This window comes from Polynucleobacter sp. es-EL-1 (assembly GCF_018687975.1).
Lineage (GTDB): Bacteria > Pseudomonadota > Gammaproteobacteria > Burkholderiales > Burkholderiaceae > Polynucleobacter.
Genome location: NZ_CP061310.1, coordinates 534,195 through 552,214 on the forward strand (window position 1 = coordinate 534,195; position 18,020 = coordinate 552,214).

The following is an 18,020-nucleotide window of genomic DNA, read 5'->3' on the forward strand; positions in this document are numbered from 1 at the left end:
TCTACAGTTCTTAAGCTTAGCTCATCACCCCAATTTGCCAGGGTACAAATTCATGGTCACCTAGCCCTAGTAACTCACTCTTAGAGCGCTCCCCAGAAGCAGTCCTGAGGAATAATTCAAAGATCTTTTGCCCCATTGCTTGAACGGAAATGGTGCCGTCTAAGATTTCTCCGCAATTGATATCCATATCTTCCGTGAGTCGCTGGTACATCGGAGTATTGGTTGCAAGCTTGATACAAGGGGCCGGCTTAGAGCCAAACATAGAGCCGCGTCCTGTAGTGAAGGCAATGAGATTGGCGCCACCAGCGATTTGCCCGGTTGCTGAAACTGGGTCAAAGCCAGGGGTATCCATAAAGACAAATCCTTTGGTAGTCACTGGTTCAGCGTAGCGATAAACCTCCATCAGCGGGCCCGTGCCACCTTTCATCGAGGAGCCAAGGGACTTCTCAAATATATTGGCTAGACCACCAATTTGATTGCCTGGGCTAACTTGTCCATTAATTTGAACATCACGACCAACAGAGTATTCATCTTTCCACCAACGAATACGTTGAATGAGCTTTTCGCCAATCTCCTTGCTAGCTGCTCTGCGGGTTAAAGTGTGCTCGACCCCATAAATCTCAGGTGTCTCTGACAGAATGCCTGTTCCTCCATGGCGTGAGAGGATATCAATGGCAGCACCTAGTGCGGGATTAGCAGTAATCGAGGAGAAACCATCCGACCCACCGCATTGCAAGCCAACGCATAAATGACTTGCGGAAACAGTTTGACGTTTTGCTTTATTAGCCTCTGGCAATAGAGCTTTGACCGCTTCAATGCCGGCCTCAATAGTTTTACGAGTTCCCCCAGTCTCTTGCATGATGAAGGTATGCAAGGTGGAGTTTTCCTGAAGGTTTTCCTGCTCCATTAAACCCTTGAGCTGGTTGCGTTCGCAACCAAGGCCAATAATGAGAGCAGCAGCCAGATTGGGGTGCTGCGCATAGCCTGCCATCGTTCTTCGTAGTAACTGCATAGGCTCGCCACTCATTTCCATGCCGCATCCAATGCCATGACTAAAGGCAACTACACCATCCACGTTTGGATAATCTTTTAAGCGCTCAGGTGTAAACCATTCTGCAATCTTATGAACTACTGTTGCTGAGCAATTGACTGTCGACAAAAGACCAATGAAATTACGGGTGCCTACTTTGCCATTAGCGCGCACATAACCTCGAAATGTGGCACGTTCAGATTCAGGGAGTAGGGTAGTGGGCTGATACTCACTAGCGTAGGCGTAGTCCCGATCAAATTCACGAAACTCCATATTGTGGCTATGGACCATAGTCCCAGCCTCAATATCGGTATTGGCAAACCCAACAGTGACGTTGTATTTCAGAATCGGCTCACCTTTGAGAATTTTCTTTGCTGCAATCTTGTAGCCCGCAGGTACTTGACTGCGGCTAGTGAAATTTTCACTAGGCACTGATTCGCCAATGGCCACATCCACTCGAGCGACAACGATATTGTCATTGGGATGCAAACGAATAATAGGTCCGGCTAATGTTTTTTCAGAAGTTTCAATCATGGGGTGCTCTCAGTAATTATTTTTTTATTGTTTATTTCATGTTCAGCACATCAAAAGCCGCTTTTAGTCTTTTGGAGTAAGAGTCTGATGTCTGCTCAATTTCATCTGGGGTCCATTTTCTAAAGCCTTCCCCTGCCTTCATGCCGGTTTTGCCTTCATTCATAAGCTCTACTAGTTTTGGTGGGAGGGTAGTGATGTTAGATAAAGACGGATAGATTTCTTTTGCCGCATTAGCCATTCCATCCCAGCCAGAAATTTCTTTTTGGGTCATGGGGCCTACCGCCGCATAACGAAATCCAAAGCTGTAGCGCACGGCATCATCAATATCTGCAGGGCTTGCAATACCTTCTTCTACTAGAGATAGTGCCTCTCTCATTAAGGCATGCTGAATACGGTTGGCCAAAAATCCAGGAATATCTTTTTTAACCAAGACTGGTTTCTTATTGATATCTCGATAGAGTTGGCAAACTTGTTCAGCAATGGCGGGATCTGTTTTTGCGCCGAGTACGATTTCTACCAAGGGAACCACTTGGGCAGGCATGAAGTAATGCGCACCCATCATGCGCTTGGCTGTCTTCAGACCTGCGGCAATTTTGCTAATAGGAAAACCAGAGCTATTGCTTCCAATCGGAATACCCTCGGGAACTTTTTCATCAAGATAGCTAAAGATTTCTTGCTTAAGCGCTAGATTCTCAGAGACAGTTTCAATAATGTACGAGCATTGAGCCCAGTTATCCCATTCATTCAATACTGCGCTGACTTGTGCCGCTTCAATACTTGCCAGATCCTGTGATGTTTTCTCGCTGTGCAATCCAATGTTGATAGCCAGTGCAATCGCTTTTTTGAGGCAGGAATCAGATTTTTCTTTGCTTCTGCCTAGAATCGCTACAGGCATGCCATGAGATATAAACCCAGCTGCTATTCCAGCGGCCATGGTTCCTGTACCAATAATGCCAATATATTGATTCATGTATTTTCCATTGGGCGTATTCATTTTGTATTAAGGATATTTTCTTAAGAGCTAGTGAGATCAAACACTAATAACTCAGCATTTTTCCCTTGAGATATTTGTAACAGTTTCTCATCCTCAATCAGGAGGGCATCACCAGCGCGAAGGACTGCCCCATTGATATTGATCTCACCTTTGACAAGATGAGCATAGGCCTTGCGACGAGGATCTAGCTCTAAATGAGAGGATTCATTTCCATGAAAAAGCCCGCCATACATTTTGGCATCAGCATGGATTTTTACTGCATTGCCACCACCTTCGGATGAAGCTAGCAAGCAAAGCTTGCCCCGCTTGTCACTTTCGGTTATGGATTTTTGCTCATAGCTTGGCGCAATCTCTAAGACATTGGGCTCAATCCAGATTTGTAAGAAGTGGGTAGCATGATCTTTGGCGTGATTAAATTCGCTGTGGGTAACCCCAGCTCCTGCACTCATGCGCTGTATATCACCCGGTGGTATACCTTTAATGTTGCCCAGGCTATCCTCGTGAGCTAACTCGCCTGAAAGTACGTAGCTGATTATTTCCATGTTGCGGTGGCTGTGCTTGCCAAAGCCCATTCCCGCTGCCACCCGGTCTTCGTTTATCACCCGCAAATTCCCCCAGCCCATGAATTGGGGGTCGTGATAACCCGCGAAGGAGAAGGAGTGGAAGCTTTTAAGCCAGCCATGATCAGCATAACCGCGGTCTTGGGCTTTTCGGAGTGTCATCATAAAAGAGGTTCTTTTCTGAAACTAGATAAGCACATTATCATTAGCTTTTGACATATTTGCTGATTGGCCTTCCATGGGAAGTATCAAACAAGACATTAAAGAATCTGCCTTTGGTTTTGCTGAAGCTGCCCAAGAAAAGTGGGTGGACTTTATCCAGTTTCTGAAAGAAGCATGGCCTATTCTATTGGCACTCTTGATCATATTGGCAGGCATCTGGCTCTATGCTGATCCGCCACCTCCAAGGCATGTATTAATGGCCACCGGAACTGAGGGCGGTTCATATGAGTTAATGGCTAAAAAGTATGTAGATTTTTTTGAGAAGAGGGGAATAAAGTTAGAGCTGGTTAAAACCAAGGGCGCTCAAGAAAATCTTAAACGTCTAGCCGATCGTAAAGACCCATTGCAAGCTGCCTTTGTTCAGGCGGGTACATTTAACCCAGGCGGCATTGAAGGTATTGAATCACTGGGCGCGGTAGATTACGAGCCAGTCTGGTTTTTTTATCGCGGGCCAGAGATTAAACCGACCAACTTTAGAGAAGCCAACGGGCAAATGAAACATTTCCTCAAGGGTAAAGTTTCAGTTGGGGCTGTTGGTAGCGGTACGCATTCTCAAGCCATGCGGATATTGGATGTTTCTGGATTGCAGAAAGAGGCTCATTTCCTATATCTACCCAATCATGAGGCGGTAAGCGCTCTCAAAAAAGGTGAAATTGATGGTGCCTTTTTGGTTGATGGATACCAATCTGAAAATGTTCAGGCTTTACTCAATGACCCTGCGATTCATTTGGCTGGATTTGAGCGGGCTCAAGCTTATACCCATCTTTTGCCATATCTGCATATATTGCAGGTGCCTATTGGCGGGTTTAGTTTGTCTAGAAATAACCCAGATGCTGAAATACAGTTGATATCAACGACGACTAACCTGTTAATTGATGATCGCATGCATCCTGCACTTCAGTTCTTATTTTTAGAGGCATCACATGCGATCAATGGGAAGGCGAATTTTTTTGCAAAGCGTGGAGAATTTCCTTTCTTTGGGGTCTCTCATTTTCCGGAAAGCTCCGTTGCCGTGCACTATGAGAAGAATGGCTCTCCATGGTTAATGACATTTTTTCCATTTTGGTTAGCAGAGCTCATTAATCGCTTAGTTTTTGTATTGTTACCTTTCTGTGCGATTGCTTACCCAGCGCTGATTAGTCTACCGGGATATCGTAATAAGCGTATGCGCCGGAAACTGAATAAGTTATATGGGAATCTCAAGACTTATGAGCAAGAGCTCACTGAGAATTTCTTGCCAAGCGCAAAGAATGAATATCTTAAAAAATTAGATTTGCTGGAGTATGAGGCACTCAAGCTAGCGGTTCCTAAGAGTATGTCTGGGGATTATTACGCTTTGAGAACTAGTATTGATTACGTACGTAATTGTCTTAATCGGGGGGTTCAGCCTTACCGACTTCAAGACGATGAGAGTAGTATTTAGACAAGATTGAACTTAAGCCGGTAAACAAGCCTATGAGACCTTACGATCACCCGATGAGAATGCAGTTGCATGAAGAAGTGCACGCACGACCTCCTATTGCACTATGGCCAAATGAACGGGTACTGTCCCAATCTTTTTTGCTGGATGCACGCTCTCGTCAATCTCAAATTCAGTGGATTGAGAGTCTGAGTCGCGCTTTGGGTGTTGCAAACGATACTGAAAAAGACCATTCTTTCAAGATCCTCACTCTGGCGCCAGAACCAGAGCGAGTCTTGATTAAATGGGAGCTTCATGGCGAGTTCGCAACAATTGCCGCTATAACCCGTAACCCAGTCAAAATTACTGGCCCTTTGCTTGAATCCAGGCTAGCCCTCGAAGCTAGCTTAGATGATTTATTTCGGAAGTTAAATTGCCCCATTATTTCTGAGGCCGGCGGTGAGAGAATCTCTGCCTTAGATCTTGTATTTGAGCATCGCCCATTATTTGGTGAGGCACAAGAGGTCTCAGCGATCTTTAACGGCAATACGGTTTTGGGGAGCTATATCTTAGCTAGTAAAAAAGCTCAGCTATGGACTGATTTGCGTCTTGATCAAGATGGCTATATTTCTTACTTTATTCCCCATGATATTTTGGGTTCCAGGCAGGCAGGGCGAGTTGCTCGGGCGCTTGCTGAGGCGGAGACGTATCGCATGTCGGCCATGATTGCTTTTCCAGTTGCTAAGAGCCTATCAATGCCTTTGCGAGCCGCTGAATCAGAGTTAGCGGATTTATCTAAAGATATTTCTCAATTGCAGGCTGAGCCAGGTATTCATACGGAGAAAGATGGTAAGTTCCTCGGCGAGTTATCCCATTTGGCATCCCGTGCTGAGCAGTGGATCTCTGAATATGGTTTGCGCTTTACCGCCTCTGAAGCTTATAGCCAACTACTCAATAAGAATCTATTTGAGCTTGCAGAGTCGCCAATACCCGGAGTGCAATCCCTCTCTGAATTTATGGATCGACGTTTCCAGCCGGCGATGGGGACCTGTATTTGGACGCAGCGCAGACTCAAAGAGTTATCCGATCGAATCTCCAGAACTACCCAAACTTTGCGAACCCGAATTGAGTTTGTGAATGAGGAGCAGACTCAAAAATTGCTTGCCAGCATGGATCAACGAGCGCGTTTGCAATTGCGTTTGCAAGAGACTGTGGAAAGCTTATCGGTGCTGGTATTGACCTACTATGCAGTGAGCTTGTTAGCCTATATTGCTAAAGGTGGAAAAGAGGCTGGGTTGGCGATTCACCCTGAAATCATCGCGGCCATCGCAGCCCCGGTAGTGGCTATTGTGTTCCTGATCATTAGCAAGCAGAGGCGTAAGCGTATCTCTGCTATCGGCAAGACGCAGTAGACATTAAAAAAGAGGCCTCGGCCTCTTTTTTAATTGCAATGCTCCCTTGAGCTTAGCCCAGACTATCAGCCCAGATATTGTGAGCCCAGCCCCAAGCGTAAACACCTTCCAGTGCTGTTGGTCCAGGAGATAAACCACCAGCCCCTTTAACAGGTAGGAAGGTTTTCTTCTCAGCATCATATTGATGCACACTAGCCACGTGAACCACATCTCTGCTGTTCACAAAGCTATAGCAGGTGTTAGTTACCACTGGGTTTGGATTGACCTCCCAACCACTGAGTTCAGCCACGATAGCCGCTGCAGCAACCTTAGCGTGCTGATTAGCCATATGTCCAGACTTTGGCATCGTTGGGGCAATCTGAATCGAGTCGCCAAGCACGTGAATATCTTTTTGTGCAGTCGATTCGAAGTTAAGGAAATTCACATTAACCCAGCGACCATTGGAGTTTGCTAAACCAGATTTGACGGCGATCTCACCAGCAGACATTTGCGGTAGCAAATTGAGCACATCGGCCTTAACGTCATCTTGCACTTCTAGTTTGACCGTCTTAGTTTTGGCATCGACACCAACAACATTGTGCTTAGGCATATATTCAATCATGCCAGGATATTGCTCAGCCCATACCTTCTTAAATAAGCCACCTTTAGAGGTAACATCTTGGTTGGCATCCAAAATTAACACTTTACCTTTTGGGTTGTTATTTTTTAGATAGTTGGCAACCTGGCAGGCACGCTCATAAGGTCCAGGAGGGCAACGATAAGGCGCCTCTGGAATGCTGATGACATAAGTACCGCCTTCACGCATCGCTGCTACTTGTTTGTGTAGAGCAACAGTCTCTGCGCCTGCTTTCCATGCTTGCAAGGTAACGCCATCTTTATTAGCCTGTGCAAGACCTTGGATGCTATTCATATTCAAACTAATACCAGGAGAGACCACTGCTTTGTCATAAGGCAATGTTTTTCCAGAGGCGAGCTTGACGGTTTTTTGAGTAGGGTCAATGCTCACAACGCTGTCTTTAATGATCTTAATGCCATGACGCTTGCTCAAATTGTCATAAGAGGAGGTGATCTCCGCCATGTTGCGTGAGCCACCAACTACTAGATTCGATAGTGGGCAAGAGATGAATGTGGGATTAGGCTCAATCAAAGTCACACGAGCGGTGTTGTTTGAGAAAAGGCGCAAGTACTTGGCTGCAGTTGCGCCGCCATAACCACCACCAATCACTAAAATTTCTGCTTTTTGTAAATTAGCTGCTCTTGTTTGTCCGGTAAGACCCGCGAGCAAACCAATTGCTGCAGCGCTGTGACCTATAAAGTGTCGACGATCCATGCTGCCTCCTTATTGTTTTTTGCCAAGTTGATTGGCAATAGTTTTAAGTTGTTCATCTGTATAGCCTTTAGCTAACTGGGGCATGATGGTTCCCTCTAGCACACCAGATTTGTAATCCATCAGCTTTTTTAGCATCTCTTGGCTAGAAAGATTATTGATGAGTGGCATACCGCCCTCAGGAACCCCTTTACCATCAGTGCCATGACAGTTAGCACAGGTCGCAGCTAGGCTACGGTTATAGAGTTTGGTGGTGTCTGCGTTTTGCGCCACGGAAACTGTGCTCCATTGGCTGATGCCAATAAAGGCGCTTGCCACAAGAATCGGTTTTAAGTACTTCATTCGCATAGGAATCTTCTCCATCTAGCATGCAACTGTTTTAGGGTGCTACATATCCATCGACTGTATCTTAATCAGATTAAAGGTGGATAAGTGTTTGTACTTAGATAGTTTGGTGATTTGCTTATATCGATAAGTGAGGTTTGACTGTCGGATTTAAGGGTGATTACTGAGGACCTATAAACTATCACTATGCGAGGCTCTTTTTCCTACCGTAGCGCGATAGCGATTCTCTTACTGGGGATCTTTACCTACTTATATGCTTTAGACAGCCGCTTTGCCCCTAAAAATGGGGATGAGTACCCCTATATGCATATTGTCCGGATGACGGCTGATTCTGGGGCGTGGCTGCCCTTGCAGTCTGAAATGGACGGGATCAAAAATACCAAGCCTCCACTAGTATTTTGGGAGGGCATTGCCAGCACATCCTGGGGTGGTGACTGGACCTTATTTACCTTACGTTGGCCAAGCCTGGTGTACACCGGACTGACTGCTTTTTTCTTATTTCTGGCAGTTGCCCGGTTTAGTGCCAATAGAAAAACTGGTCTTTTGGCTGCCTTGGTTTGGCTGTCATTTTTTGCCACCTATCGCTATGGCAGGCCTTTCCTGACTGACCCGCCCGAAGTATTTTGGTTAAGTCTGCCGTTTTTTGCTTTGTTGTATTGGGGTAAAGCCGCTTTTAACTCCAAGCTCTTATTTCCTGCTCTAGCTGGTTTTTCGATTGGCATGGCATTACTTGCCAAGTCTTTTGCTTATGTTGTGCCGGCTTGCTTCGCTCTGAGTTTGTTTTATTGGCGCTGGCGCAACTGGAGTATTCCTAAACTCATTGTGCAAGACGCCTATAAAGTCCTTGTGATTGCTCTTTTGGCTTTGGGTGTTTTTGCGCTTTGGTTTGTTTTGGATCCATTTCCACAGGAGATCTGGAAAGAGTTTGTATTAGGCGAGAATGCGGGCAAGTTTGATGCGCGCAGCTCTCACTATTTGCTTGATCTGGTGCGTGGCGGAGATAGCCTCTGGATGTTGCTCCTGACCACTTTGGCTAATGCGGGTCTTTTTATCCTAGTTTTGATTTCAGCATTAATTCAATGTTGGCGCCAGCGTCGCTTCCTGTCATTTGAAGAGACCTTGCTGTTACTGCTCATTTTGGCTTTCTTCCTTGTTTTTAGCCTGCCTAGCCAGAGATCGGGGCGCTACTTGCTGCCTGTCATGCCTGCTTTTGCAGCATTGATTGCGCTTTACTGGGATCGTTTGCCTTTATGGGGCTTTCGATTTGCCCTCCTATTGCAGTTAATACTGCTAGCAGCTCTCACATGGGTCGGCTCAAACTTGCAGCTCTCCGATTTTCTCGGTAAGCCAGGTTTATGGGATTACTCATATGCTCACTGGATGCTGATGGGGGCTTCCTTGCTTCTGGTATTGCTAGGATTGTTTTATAGGGCGCATACCAAAACGATCGCCTTAGCAGGATGCTTTCTATGCTATTGCGCTTTAAATAGCAGCCTCTCGCCTTTAGAGGGTTCTTTAGGTCGTTATGAGCAGTCCACAGTCCAAGCCGTCAAGGCGCAAGATGTATGGGTACCCTGTGACTACCGTGCCAAGGATGAGGAATACCGTCTTCTATTGCCTGGGGCAAAGCTCCATGGCTATTTGGCTAAGGACGCGGGTGAGCTAGGTATGCTCACAAGTGCTTATCCGTTGGTGGCGGTTCAGTCGCCTATAGGGCTTGAGCCTACTTTATGCGACTCTTGCAAAATCCTGGGTAAGCGAATGGAAATGCGGGCGCGACACTCTGAAGAGGAGATTAAGGCGATACTCATGGGTCAGATCGGAGAATATCTTTTTGTGAATGAGTACTTAATTTTCAATCCGGCAGCGCTCCCATTGCCCTTAGAAGGTAAGGATGCCTGCCGATGAATCGTGTGATTGCATTATGTGTTTTATTGCTCGCTGCGGTATTGGGTTATTTGCACATTGATAGTCGCCCAGCTTGGGCTCCCTTTACCCCTCCTGAGCCTATTGCAATTGCCACATCAGTTGAAGAATCTGTAGATAGCCCGCAGGCTAGTAATTCTCTCAAGCCTAGCAAAACGCTGACCCCTACAAAACCTCTAGCAATCAATTTACAGGCAGATTGGTTGCCTGATACCGATGCGCCATCCGTGCATGCCGCTTCTCTCATTGCATTAAAAGATGGCGCGGTCAGGGCATTTTGGTTTGCGGGCAGCAGGGAAGGCGCTCCCGATGTGGTGATTAATTCTTCGGTATTTGACCCGCGTGCTGCGCGCTGGAGTGCGCCTACTGTAGTCATGAGTCGTGTCAGTGCAGAAAAAGGTTTATCGCGTTATATCGCTAAATTAGGCAACCCTGTGCCCGCCAGAATGGCTGATGGCCGCATGCAACTATTCTTTGTAACGGTATCTATTGGTGGCTGGGCTGGTAGCTCTATTTCTTCGGTGATTTCTGATGATGAAGGCCTGACTTGGACTAAGCCTCAACGTTTGATTGCATCACCACTAATTAATCTGAGCACTTTAGTGAAGTCGCCAGCCTTACAATTTTCTGATGGACGTTTGGGTTTGCCTGCTTATCACGAGTGGATTGGACGATTTGGCGAATTACTGCGCATACAAGATGGTCAGATTATTGATAAGCGACGCATGAGTTCAGGCAGAGGTGCTATTCAGCCGGTAGTTTTTGTGGATAACGCACAAGAGGCAAGCGCCTTCTTTCGTCAAACCCGCCCCAGTTCTCAAGTGAAGCAAATCCCCGTTAGTGAAACAAAAGATGCGGGGCAAACATGGAAGATTGCTAAAGATCTTGAAATCCCGAACCCAAATGCTGCAGTGGCCTCACTGACCCTAAGTGATGGCACACGCTTAATGGTTCTGAATAATATTGAAGTAGGGCGCTCTCGCCTAGTGATGGTGATGCGCAAAGCGAACTCTTTAGATTGGCAAGTGATTCAGGTTTTGGAAGATGATGAGGCCCTTGCTAGCGATCAGCGCCGTGAATATTCTTATCCCTATTTAATTACAGTTCAGGGTGATGATGCCCATTTGGCATACACCTGGGATAGAAAAAGAATTCGCCACATCTATTTTCCAGCGCAATGGTTTAAGCAGGCCAAACAAGTGATGGAGGGAGTACAGCCATGAGTCCATACCTGCAACAAATTGCTTTAGTGGAAATGTCGATTACTTGTGCTGTGGTAGTGATCTACTTAGTGCAACGTTTTTCTCAGACTTCATTTCCGTTAGTTATTCGCATAGCGCTTTTATTGTTATTGGCCAATCTATTTTTCTGGCCCATTGGCTTGTCTTTAGAGCTGCCGTTGTCCGCCTATGTCAGGGGGGTTACGGGAGAGTTGAGCATCGTCACTATGTTGTTATTGTGGAGCACTCTGCTACCCCAAAATGGTAAAATGCCGCTGGCTTTTAGCGTAGCCATTGTTGTTATGGCAATCGCTTTTTACCCTCTCGCTTTAGGTTATGGGATGTTTGATCCGTATGTGTGGGGATACGGCACACTGGGTCTATTGATTGCAGTAGTAGTTTTTGCTCTTATATGCGGTATTGCCGGTTGGGTAAAAGGTGTTTGGGTTCTGTCTATGGCGATCATGGCATGGTCTTTCCATTGGCATGAGTCTGCTAATTTGTGGGATTACATTCTTGATCCATTTTTAGCGCTGTGGGCCTTGTATTCCATCATCCATTTCTTTTATCAGCGGCGTCGCCAGAAATTGCAGTCAGGTTATTTGTTTAGAGCTGGCTAATTTTGAGCAAATAAAAAACCCGCTAACTTCAGCGGGTTTTTTATTTCAGCAGTTCCGAGATTAATCAGAAATCTTTGATTTACGGATCAATGGACCCCACTTATTGAGCTCTGAATCAACCTGAGCTTTAAGGGATTGTGATGAAACTTTATCCATTGAAACGATGTCGATACTAGATTCATCAAGACGCTTCTTAATATCTGGATCTTGCAATGCAGCTTTCAAGGCAGCGTTAACTTTAGCAACGACAGCTGGAGGAGTGCCTTTAGGCGCATAAACACCATGCCAAACTTTAACGTCAAAGCCTTTCAAGCCTTGCTCATCTAAAGTAGGAATGTTAGGCAAGCTTGGTAAGCGCTTTGGTGTAGTGACACCATAAGTTTTTACTTTGTCTGCTTTGATGTATCCAACAGTTTGTGTAGTTTGGTCGCACAGCAAATCAACCTGACCACCTAGCAAATCAGTCAGCGCAGGACCGGTACCTTTGTAAGGAACATTGGTCAACTTAACGCCTAAACGACTTTGTAATAGCAAGCCGCAAAGTTGGGATACTGCACCTGGACCTGCGTTAGCCATAGTTACTTTAGAGCCATTGGCTTTGATGTATGCCTCAAGTTCTTTAAAGTTGTTAGCTGGTAGATCTTTTTTGCCCAAGAGCACCATTGGCACATCAACAACTTGGCCGATGTATTCAAAGCTCTCTAATGGATCATAGGGGAGTTTGTCATAAAGGGCTGGCGCAGTTGCCATACCGATGTGATAAATGAACAATGTGTAGCCATCTGGTTTTGCGCGAGCCACTTTAGTAGCTGCAATTGTGCCGCCTGCACCAGTGACGTTTTCTACTACAACAGTCTGTCCAAGTGACTTGCCCATTGGAACAGCAATCAAACGAGCCACAGTATCAGTTGGTCCACCAGCTGCAAACGGAACGATCAAGGAAACCGGTTTCGTTGGGTATGGGGCATCTGCTGCTAAGGCTTGTGTTGACATCAGGCCACCAGCAAGGAAAAGTGTTCCTACGCTAGCAAGCAAAGTTTTCTTCAATTTCATGTAAGTCTCCATTTATGTATAAAGCTTTCTAATTTTGCCACTACTAAAAATGAAAGCTCCTAGGGTTTACCAGCAATTGCTAGCGTTCTTTGGGCCAAAAGAACGACAGGCCGATCAATCATGCGCCCATCAAGTTTGACTGCTCCGCCTTTGGATGTTTTGTCAGCGGCAATAACGCGCTCGGCCCAGGAGAGCTCTTCGGCTGTTGGCATAAAGGCCGCTTTGACTAGGCCGACCTGTTTTGGGTGGATGCAAAGCTTGCCGCCAAAACCCATTCTTTTGGCTCGTTGCGCATCATCGGTAATGCGCTCAATGTCATCAGTAGAAGGGGTAACCCCATCAATTGGAGGGGCAATCTGCGCTAGACGTGATGCAAGAACAATTCGAAAGCGCGCCGTTTGCAATTCAGTTTCTTGGGGATCGCACACCATCCCTAGATCAGCTTGCAAGTCTAGGTTGCCAAGGGCGAGACGTAATACTTGTTCTGAGTTTGCAATCTCATCCAGACGATGCAAGCCTAAGGCCGTTTCAATCATGGGAATGATTGCCGTATTAGGAAGAATCTGTGCGGCACCATTGATTTGATCAAGAGATTCACTTTTGGGGATCAGTAAGCAGCCGATATCGAGTTCCTGCGCCAAAATTAAATCGGCGGCATAAAAATGACTTCCTGGAGAATTCGAGCGAATGACAAGACGTCTCTTTTGTTCAGGACTAAAGCTTGGCCATGCGCTACGAATAGCGGTGCGTGCTTGGCCCTTTTCATCTTCACCAACAGCATCTTCTAAATCGATAATCACGCCATCTGCTCCGCTATCAAGGGCTTTCATAAAGCGTTCTGGGCGTGTGGCTGGAACAAATAAAAAGCTACTGCTAAAACCGACTGCGGTATCAAGTGGATTCATATGGGCTTTAGGTGAGGGGGGTCGCTAAAAAGAAAATGGACTAGTAAGTGCCATTCTCAAGAAATCAAATTGCCAACAACTTTTTGCTTGCGGATATTCCAAAGACGATCAACAGCAGTTGCCATTTCAGCTGGAGTGGCTCCACCGCTATAGGCTGCTAAGCGCATCGCTTTATCAGTGATCTCTGTTCTACTCAGCGTGTTGCCGGGGTCGCCCTTGGGTTCATCAACTCTACCCTCCAAAATAGTACCGTTCTGGAGATGCAATTTGACTTTCCCGATCCAGCGCTGTGGATAAGCGCTATCCACTTCAGGATCTAAAACCATCGTGACACGATCTCTGAAATGGCAAATAGCATCATCATGAAAATGTCGGTCAAATTCTGGTAAGCCGGCAAATTGATAGTGGGCAACGAGAGCCAAGACTGTGCCCATAGAGAACTTCGATTGATGGACTGTTGCTGGATCAATCACTGGCCCAAGCACATCAATGGCGCCTTGATGTACCAAAGTTTCCACTTTGGCAATGTCTTGCGGTGTTAATTGGTTTGCAGTCATTACCTGTAAAAGCGCATCGGCAGCAGGATGGGTGTGACGGCAAGAGGCGTGATATTTGAAACTGGTTTCTGCAGTTGCCCAGCGTGATCCTAAGCGGTCAGTCAACTTACTGAGATCAGCATCGCTAGACATCCCGGCAGCCAAACCTTGCTTACCTTCCAGAATATGCTGGGCGCCTGTAAATCCTGCTTGGGCAATATACGCAGACATTAGGCCAGTTGAGGAGGCGTGTGCAGTGTGAAGTTGCTTTGAATCTGCAGCATCGCGTAAGAATTCCCAAAGGCCAGCAGACTGGGTACCAGCAGAACCAAAGGCATGCAACATCTGCGTAGGGCTTAGTTTGAGTAGGCGACCTACTGCAGCTGCAGCGGCCAATGTTCCTGCAGTGCCAGTGGTGTGAAATGTTTTGTAGTGTGAGCGACCTAAAAATTCACCTACCCGAATACCCACTTCATAACCCACGATTGATGCCAAGAGTAAATCCTCACCGGAGGCACCAATACTTTGTGCAGTAGCAAGGGTGGCGGGAAAAACAATGGTTGCAGGATGAAAAACAGAACCGTTATGAACATCATCTTGTTCAGCAACGTGAGATGCTGCAGCATTGGCCAATGCTGCTAAAAATGGACTTGAACTAGTGCGTGTAATCAGAATTTCTGCAGAGCCAGGATTGGCTGCATTAAAGCCCCCCATGCTCTGTGCAAATTGAGTCATGATCTCAACGGGGCGTGAGCCCTTGCCTGCAATGGCTGAGCCAAACCAGTCGACCAATAAATCTTCACTACGATCAATGACTTCTTTGGGTACGTCACTAATGCTCAGCTGTGAGGCAAAGTTCGCTAATTCTTGAGAGGGGTGTGTCATAAAGGGGCGCGCTTAATTTAAAACTGCCGTTGCTTGCATGGTGAGCCAGCCTTCATGATCTTGAGCCCAAATGGCAATCGTTTTTCCGGAAGGATCTTTTTCGAGATCAGGCTTTGCGCTGACTTTGAATGGATTAATGTCGAAGGTGGGTCTGATAGCCCGAAACTCAAAACTCTTTAAGGTGCAACCGGGAATACTTTGACGCACCAAGTCAACCAAGAGAGTCGCAATCAGTGGGCCATGCACGATTAAACCTGGATAACCCTCTACTTCAGTGACGTATTTACGATCGTAATGAATGCGATGACCATTGAATGTCAAAGCTGAATAACGAAACAGTAAAACATCATCTGGATTGATGGTTTTGCTCCATTGGGCGTCGGTGGGTGCGGCAGTGGGCGCAACGGGCTTATCGTCAGGCCCTGGCGCATCGCGATACACGATGTCATGCTCTTCAATTAAGGCTAAGCCATTTTGATTGGAGATTTCATGTTTAACCAAAACAAAAATTAAGTCACCTGTTCTACCTGATTTATGCGTTACAGATTCAATTTTGGAAACCCGTTTAATCTCATCGCCAACCGCTAAGGGTGCAAGCCAATTGACGCGACTTCCAGCCCACATCCGACGGGGAAGCGGCACGGGCGGTAAGAAACCACCACGCTTTGGGTGACCATCTGGACCAATTTCAGATTGACGAGCATGAGGCAAAAAATATAACCAGTGCCAAAGCTCAGGCAAAAAGCTCCCTTTCTTAGGCTCTGGATCGACTCGATCTAAAGTCGCCGATAACGCTCTAACAGGAGCGCTGGTAACAGTGTCTTCAAAGGCCTCGGTTTTACCAAGCCATTCTTGAAGTTGAGTGATGGTTTGAGGTTCGATTCGCATAACTTCCATTATGCCAATGTCGAGCTAAAAGAATGGTCTATTAGATCAATAAACTACTAGCCAGGTAAGCCAGTAGTCCAGCTAGTGCTGAGCCTGCTAAAACCGAGAGCACACCTTTTTGAAAGCGAAAGAGTGCCAGCGCGGCAAATCCGCAGATCACGATGGAAAGCCAAGATATTGAGCCCCCCAATCCATGCGGAAAAAAGACGTGATAAGCGAAAAATAGACCGAGGTTGGCAATGACACCCACAACCGCTGCAGAGATCGCGGTCAAGGGCGCAGTAAAACTCAACTTCCCATGGGTTGATTCAATGATGGGGCCGCCAACGAGAACGAGAAAGAAGGAGGGTAGAAAGGTAAACCAAGTCGCAATACAGGCGCCTAGCGCACCAAACCAAAAAGGGTTGCTATTGCCAATGAGGTGTTGAATATGCCCTGCTAGATAACCAACAAAGGCCACCACCATAATCAGCGGGCCTGGGGTAGTTTCACCTAAGGCGAGACCATCCATCATTTGACCAGCGCTAAGCCAATGAAATTGATCAACAGCGCCCTGGTAAACATATGGCAGAACTGCATAGGCGCCGCCGAAGGTCAAAAAAGCCGCCTTGGTAAAGAACCAGGCAATTTGTGGATATAAAGTCTTCCAGCCAAATAGGATGACAAGCGCTGCGAAGGGGATGATCCATAAAGTGAGCACGGTCGCGCTATGGCGAATCATTCTTTTACGTGAAAATCTGGCGTGTTCTGGAGTGGGCGTATGGTCATCAATCATTGCTGGACCCTGATCTGATCCAGACTTTTCGCTGTGAGCGGTAGATTGTTGAAAACATTGGGGGTAGCGCTTGCCACCCCACATACCAATCAGTGCCGCACAAAGAACGATGAGTGGAAAGGCAAGGTTTAAAACAAAGATAGCCAAAAAAGAACACAGTGCAATGATGCGCAGTACTTGGTTATGCAAGGTGCGCTTACCAATGCGAACAGCCGCATGCAAAACAATGGCGGTGACCGCAGGTTTGATGCCAAAAAAAATCGCTGCAATCCAGGGTACTTGTCCATAGGCAAGGTAAACCCAAGAAAGACCGATCAAAATAAAGAGTGAGGGCAGTACAAAAAGTGCGCCAGCCAAAATGCCACCCCAGGTGCGGTGCATTAACCAACCAATATAGGTAACGAGTTGCTGCGCTTCAGGACCGGGCAGCAGCATGCAGTAGTTCAGCGCATGTAAAAAGCGTCGCTCAGAAATCCAGCGACGCTTTTCAACTAGCTCTTGGTGGAGAACCGCGATTTGTCCTGCGGGCCCACCAAAGCTAATAAACCCCAGTTTGGCCCAAAACTTCAAGGCCTCACTTAATGGGATATTCAAGCTTCTTCCATTCCACCAACGACTTGACTAAAGCCATTGTCAACATAAATGATTTCTGCAGTGATACCGTTTGCTAAGTCAGATAGCAAGAAGGCGGCTGTATTGCCTACATCATCAATGGTCACATTACGACGCAGTGGGGCAGTTTGTTCTACTGCTTCTAAAATTTTGCCAAACCCTTTGATGCCCGAAGCAGCAAGTGTTTTGATCGGGCCAGCAGAGATGCCGTTGGCGCGAATACCTTTAGGTCCAACCGAACCAGCGAGGTAGCGAACAGATGCTTCTAGAGAAGCTTTAGCGAGACCCATGGTGTTGTAGTTTGGGACATTCTTCATGGAGCCCAAATAAGTCAAGGTTAGCAATGAAGATTTATCACGCAACATGGGTAATGCTTCTTTGGCCATAGCAGGGAAGCTGTAAGCAGAAATATCGTGTGCAATCTTGAAGCCTTCCCGTGAGAGGCCTTCCAGGAAGTCACCGGCAATCGCCTCACGTGGGGCAAATCCAATGGCATGAACAAATCCGTCAAACTGGGGCCAAGACTTGGCTAAATCTTGAAAAAGAGCAGATATTTGCTCATCGCTACCCACATCGCAGTCAAAAATCAGTTCCGTATTAAATTCTTTTGCAAAATCAACAATTCGACCTTTAAAGCGCTCACCTACGTAGGTAAAGGCCAATTCAGCCCCTTCGCGGTGGCAGGCCTTGGCTATTCCATAGGCAATTGAGCGGTTAGAAAGTAAGCCGGTAATCAGAATTTTTTTGCCAGCGAGAAAGCCCATGATGTGTCCTTTG

16 protein-coding genes are annotated in these 18,020 nt (G+C 46.6%); 5 read left to right on the forward strand and 11 right to left on the reverse strand.

Going from position 1 to position 18,020, the window contains the following annotated elements; genetic code table 11:
• Positions 1-16 precede the first annotated feature (16 nt).
• The 3 genes from FD974_RS02815 to FD974_RS02825 are packed head-to-tail and all read right to left on the reverse strand — an operon-like array spanning position 17 to position 3,283.
• Positions 17-1,564: a UxaA family hydrolase gene (locus FD974_RS02815; protein ID WP_215365594.1), complete on the reverse strand. Its 1,548-nt coding sequence runs from the start codon at positions 1,562-1,564 to the stop codon at positions 17-19.
• A gap of 31 nt (positions 1,565-1,595) precedes the next feature.
• Complete coding sequence (locus tag FD974_RS02820; RefSeq protein ID WP_215365596.1) at positions 1,596-2,534, reverse strand: 3-hydroxyacyl-CoA dehydrogenase family protein; 939 nt, start codon at positions 2,532-2,534, stop codon at positions 1,596-1,598.
• 44 nt (positions 2,535-2,578) lie between these two features.
• Positions 2,579-3,283, reverse strand: a complete 705-nt coding sequence (locus FD974_RS02825; RefSeq protein WP_215365598.1) for a pirin family protein — start codon at positions 3,281-3,283, stop codon at positions 2,579-2,581.
• 73 nt (positions 3,284-3,356) lie between these two features.
• Here FD974_RS02825 and FD974_RS02830 point away from each other — a divergent pair, with 73 nt between their 5' ends.
• A complete protein-coding gene (locus tag FD974_RS02830) occupies positions 3,357-4,763 on the forward strand; it encodes a TAXI family TRAP transporter solute-binding subunit (RefSeq protein ID WP_215365600.1) in 1,407 nt (468 codons plus the stop codon).
• Between the two features lie 32 nt (positions 4,764-4,795).
• Positions 4,796-6,151 (forward strand): DUF3422 domain-containing protein, encoded by a 1,356-nt coding sequence (locus FD974_RS02835; protein WP_215365602.1) that lies wholly within the window; start codon positions 4,796-4,798, stop codon positions 6,149-6,151.
• Positions 6,152-6,203: 52 nt separating this feature from the next.
• On the opposite strand, the gene FD974_RS02840 is transcribed toward FD974_RS02835, so the two are convergent.
• On the reverse strand, positions 6,204-7,481 hold the full coding sequence (locus tag FD974_RS02840; RefSeq protein ID WP_215365604.1) for an NAD(P)/FAD-dependent oxidoreductase: 1,278 nt from the start codon (positions 7,479-7,481) through the stop codon (positions 6,204-6,206).
• 9 nt (positions 7,482-7,490) lie between these two features.
• Positions 7,491-7,826 carry a c-type cytochrome gene (locus FD974_RS02845; RefSeq protein WP_215365606.1) on the reverse strand — a complete coding sequence of 112 codons (336 nt, stop codon included), beginning with the start codon at positions 7,824-7,826 and terminating at the stop codon, positions 7,491-7,493.
• Between the two features lie 183 nt (positions 7,827-8,009).
• Between FD974_RS02845 and FD974_RS02850 the strand changes: the two genes are divergently transcribed.
• Genes FD974_RS02850 through FD974_RS02860 form a run of 3 tightly spaced genes read left to right on the forward strand, consistent with a single transcriptional unit; the run spans position 8,010 to position 11,589 of the window.
• On the forward strand, positions 8,010-9,731 hold the full coding sequence (locus FD974_RS02850) for a glycosyltransferase family 39 protein (protein WP_215365607.1): 1,722 nt from the start codon (positions 8,010-8,012) through the stop codon (positions 9,729-9,731).
• Complete coding sequence (locus tag FD974_RS02855) at positions 9,728-10,972, forward strand: exo-alpha-sialidase (protein WP_215365610.1); 1,245 nt, start codon at positions 9,728-9,730, stop codon at positions 10,970-10,972. Before FD974_RS02850 ends, FD974_RS02855 begins: the two co-directional genes overlap by 4 nt.
• The gene (locus FD974_RS02860; protein ID WP_215365612.1) at positions 10,969-11,589 is read left to right on the forward strand and encodes a hypothetical protein; all 621 of its coding nucleotides are present in this window, start codon (positions 10,969-10,971) and stop codon (positions 11,587-11,589) included. Before FD974_RS02855 ends, FD974_RS02860 begins: the two co-directional genes overlap by 4 nt.
• Before the next feature lie 60 nt (positions 11,590-11,649).
• Here FD974_RS02860 and FD974_RS02865 read toward each other — a convergent pair whose 3' ends face one another.
• Genes FD974_RS02865 through fabI form a run of 6 tightly spaced genes read right to left on the reverse strand, consistent with a single transcriptional unit; the run spans position 11,650 to position 18,007 of the window.
• Positions 11,650-12,642: a tripartite tricarboxylate transporter substrate binding protein gene (locus FD974_RS02865; RefSeq protein ID WP_215365614.1), complete on the reverse strand. Its 993-nt coding sequence runs from the start codon at positions 12,640-12,642 to the stop codon at positions 11,650-11,652.
• 59 nt (positions 12,643-12,701) lie between these two features.
• On the reverse strand, positions 12,702-13,547 hold the full coding sequence (locus FD974_RS02870; protein ID WP_215365616.1) for a CoA ester lyase: 846 nt from the start codon (positions 13,545-13,547) through the stop codon (positions 12,702-12,704).
• Positions 13,548-13,603: 56 nt separating this feature from the next.
• Positions 13,604-14,968: an MmgE/PrpD family protein gene (locus tag FD974_RS02875; RefSeq protein ID WP_215365618.1), complete on the reverse strand. Its 1,365-nt coding sequence runs from the start codon at positions 14,966-14,968 to the stop codon at positions 13,604-13,606.
• Between the two features lie 12 nt (positions 14,969-14,980).
• On the reverse strand, positions 14,981-15,865 hold the full coding sequence (locus tag FD974_RS02880) for a MaoC family dehydratase N-terminal domain-containing protein (RefSeq protein WP_215365620.1): 885 nt from the start codon (positions 15,863-15,865) through the stop codon (positions 14,981-14,983).
• 31 nt (positions 15,866-15,896) lie between these two features.
• On the reverse strand, positions 15,897-17,225 hold the full coding sequence (gene chrA / locus FD974_RS02885; protein WP_215365622.1) for a chromate efflux transporter: 1,329 nt from the start codon (positions 17,223-17,225) through the stop codon (positions 15,897-15,899).
• Complete coding sequence (gene fabI, locus FD974_RS02890) at positions 17,222-18,007, reverse strand: enoyl-ACP reductase FabI (RefSeq protein WP_215365624.1); 786 nt, start codon at positions 18,005-18,007, stop codon at positions 17,222-17,224. Before fabI ends, chrA begins: the two co-directional genes overlap by 4 nt.
• Between the last annotated feature and the right edge of the window lie 13 nt (positions 18,008-18,020).

Excerpts from the sequence above, each read along its gene's own strand:
- FD974_RS02815 (WP_215365594.1), bottom strand. The coding sequence starts at position 1,564 with ATGATTGAAACTTCTGAAAAAACATTAGCCGGACCTATTATTCGTTTG.
- FD974_RS02820 (WP_215365596.1), bottom strand. The coding sequence starts at position 2,534 with ATGAATCAATATATTGGCATTATTGGTACAGGAACCATGGCCGCTGGA.
- FD974_RS02825 (WP_215365598.1), bottom strand. The coding sequence starts at position 3,283 with ATGATGACACTCCGAAAAGCCCAAGACCGCGGTTATGCTGATCATGGC.
- FD974_RS02830 (WP_215365600.1), top strand. The coding sequence starts at position 3,357 with ATGGGAAGTATCAAACAAGACATTAAAGAATCTGCCTTTGGTTTTGCT.
- FD974_RS02835 (WP_215365602.1), top strand. The coding sequence starts at position 4,796 with ATGAGACCTTACGATCACCCGATGAGAATGCAGTTGCATGAAGAAGTG.
- FD974_RS02840 (WP_215365604.1), bottom strand. The coding sequence starts at position 7,481 with ATGGATCGTCGACACTTTATAGGTCACAGCGCTGCAGCAATTGGTTTG.
- FD974_RS02845 (WP_215365606.1), bottom strand. The coding sequence starts at position 7,826 with ATGCGAATGAAGTACTTAAAACCGATTCTTGTGGCAAGCGCCTTTATT.
- FD974_RS02850 (WP_215365607.1), top strand. The coding sequence starts at position 8,010 with ATGCGAGGCTCTTTTTCCTACCGTAGCGCGATAGCGATTCTCTTACTG.
- FD974_RS02855 (WP_215365610.1), top strand. The coding sequence starts at position 9,728 with ATGAATCGTGTGATTGCATTATGTGTTTTATTGCTCGCTGCGGTATTG.
- FD974_RS02860 (WP_215365612.1), top strand. The coding sequence starts at position 10,969 with ATGAGTCCATACCTGCAACAAATTGCTTTAGTGGAAATGTCGATTACT.
- FD974_RS02865 (WP_215365614.1), bottom strand. The coding sequence starts at position 12,642 with ATGAAATTGAAGAAAACTTTGCTTGCTAGCGTAGGAACACTTTTCCTT.
- FD974_RS02870 (WP_215365616.1), bottom strand. The coding sequence starts at position 13,547 with ATGAATCCACTTGATACCGCAGTCGGTTTTAGCAGTAGCTTTTTATTT.
- FD974_RS02875 (WP_215365618.1), bottom strand. The coding sequence starts at position 14,968 with ATGACACACCCCTCTCAAGAATTAGCGAACTTTGCCTCACAGCTGAGC.
- FD974_RS02880 (WP_215365620.1), bottom strand. The coding sequence starts at position 15,865 with ATGGAAGTTATGCGAATCGAACCTCAAACCATCACTCAACTTCAAGAA.
- fabI (WP_215365624.1), bottom strand. The coding sequence starts at position 18,007 with ATGGGCTTTCTCGCTGGCAAAAAAATTCTGATTACCGGCTTACTTTCT.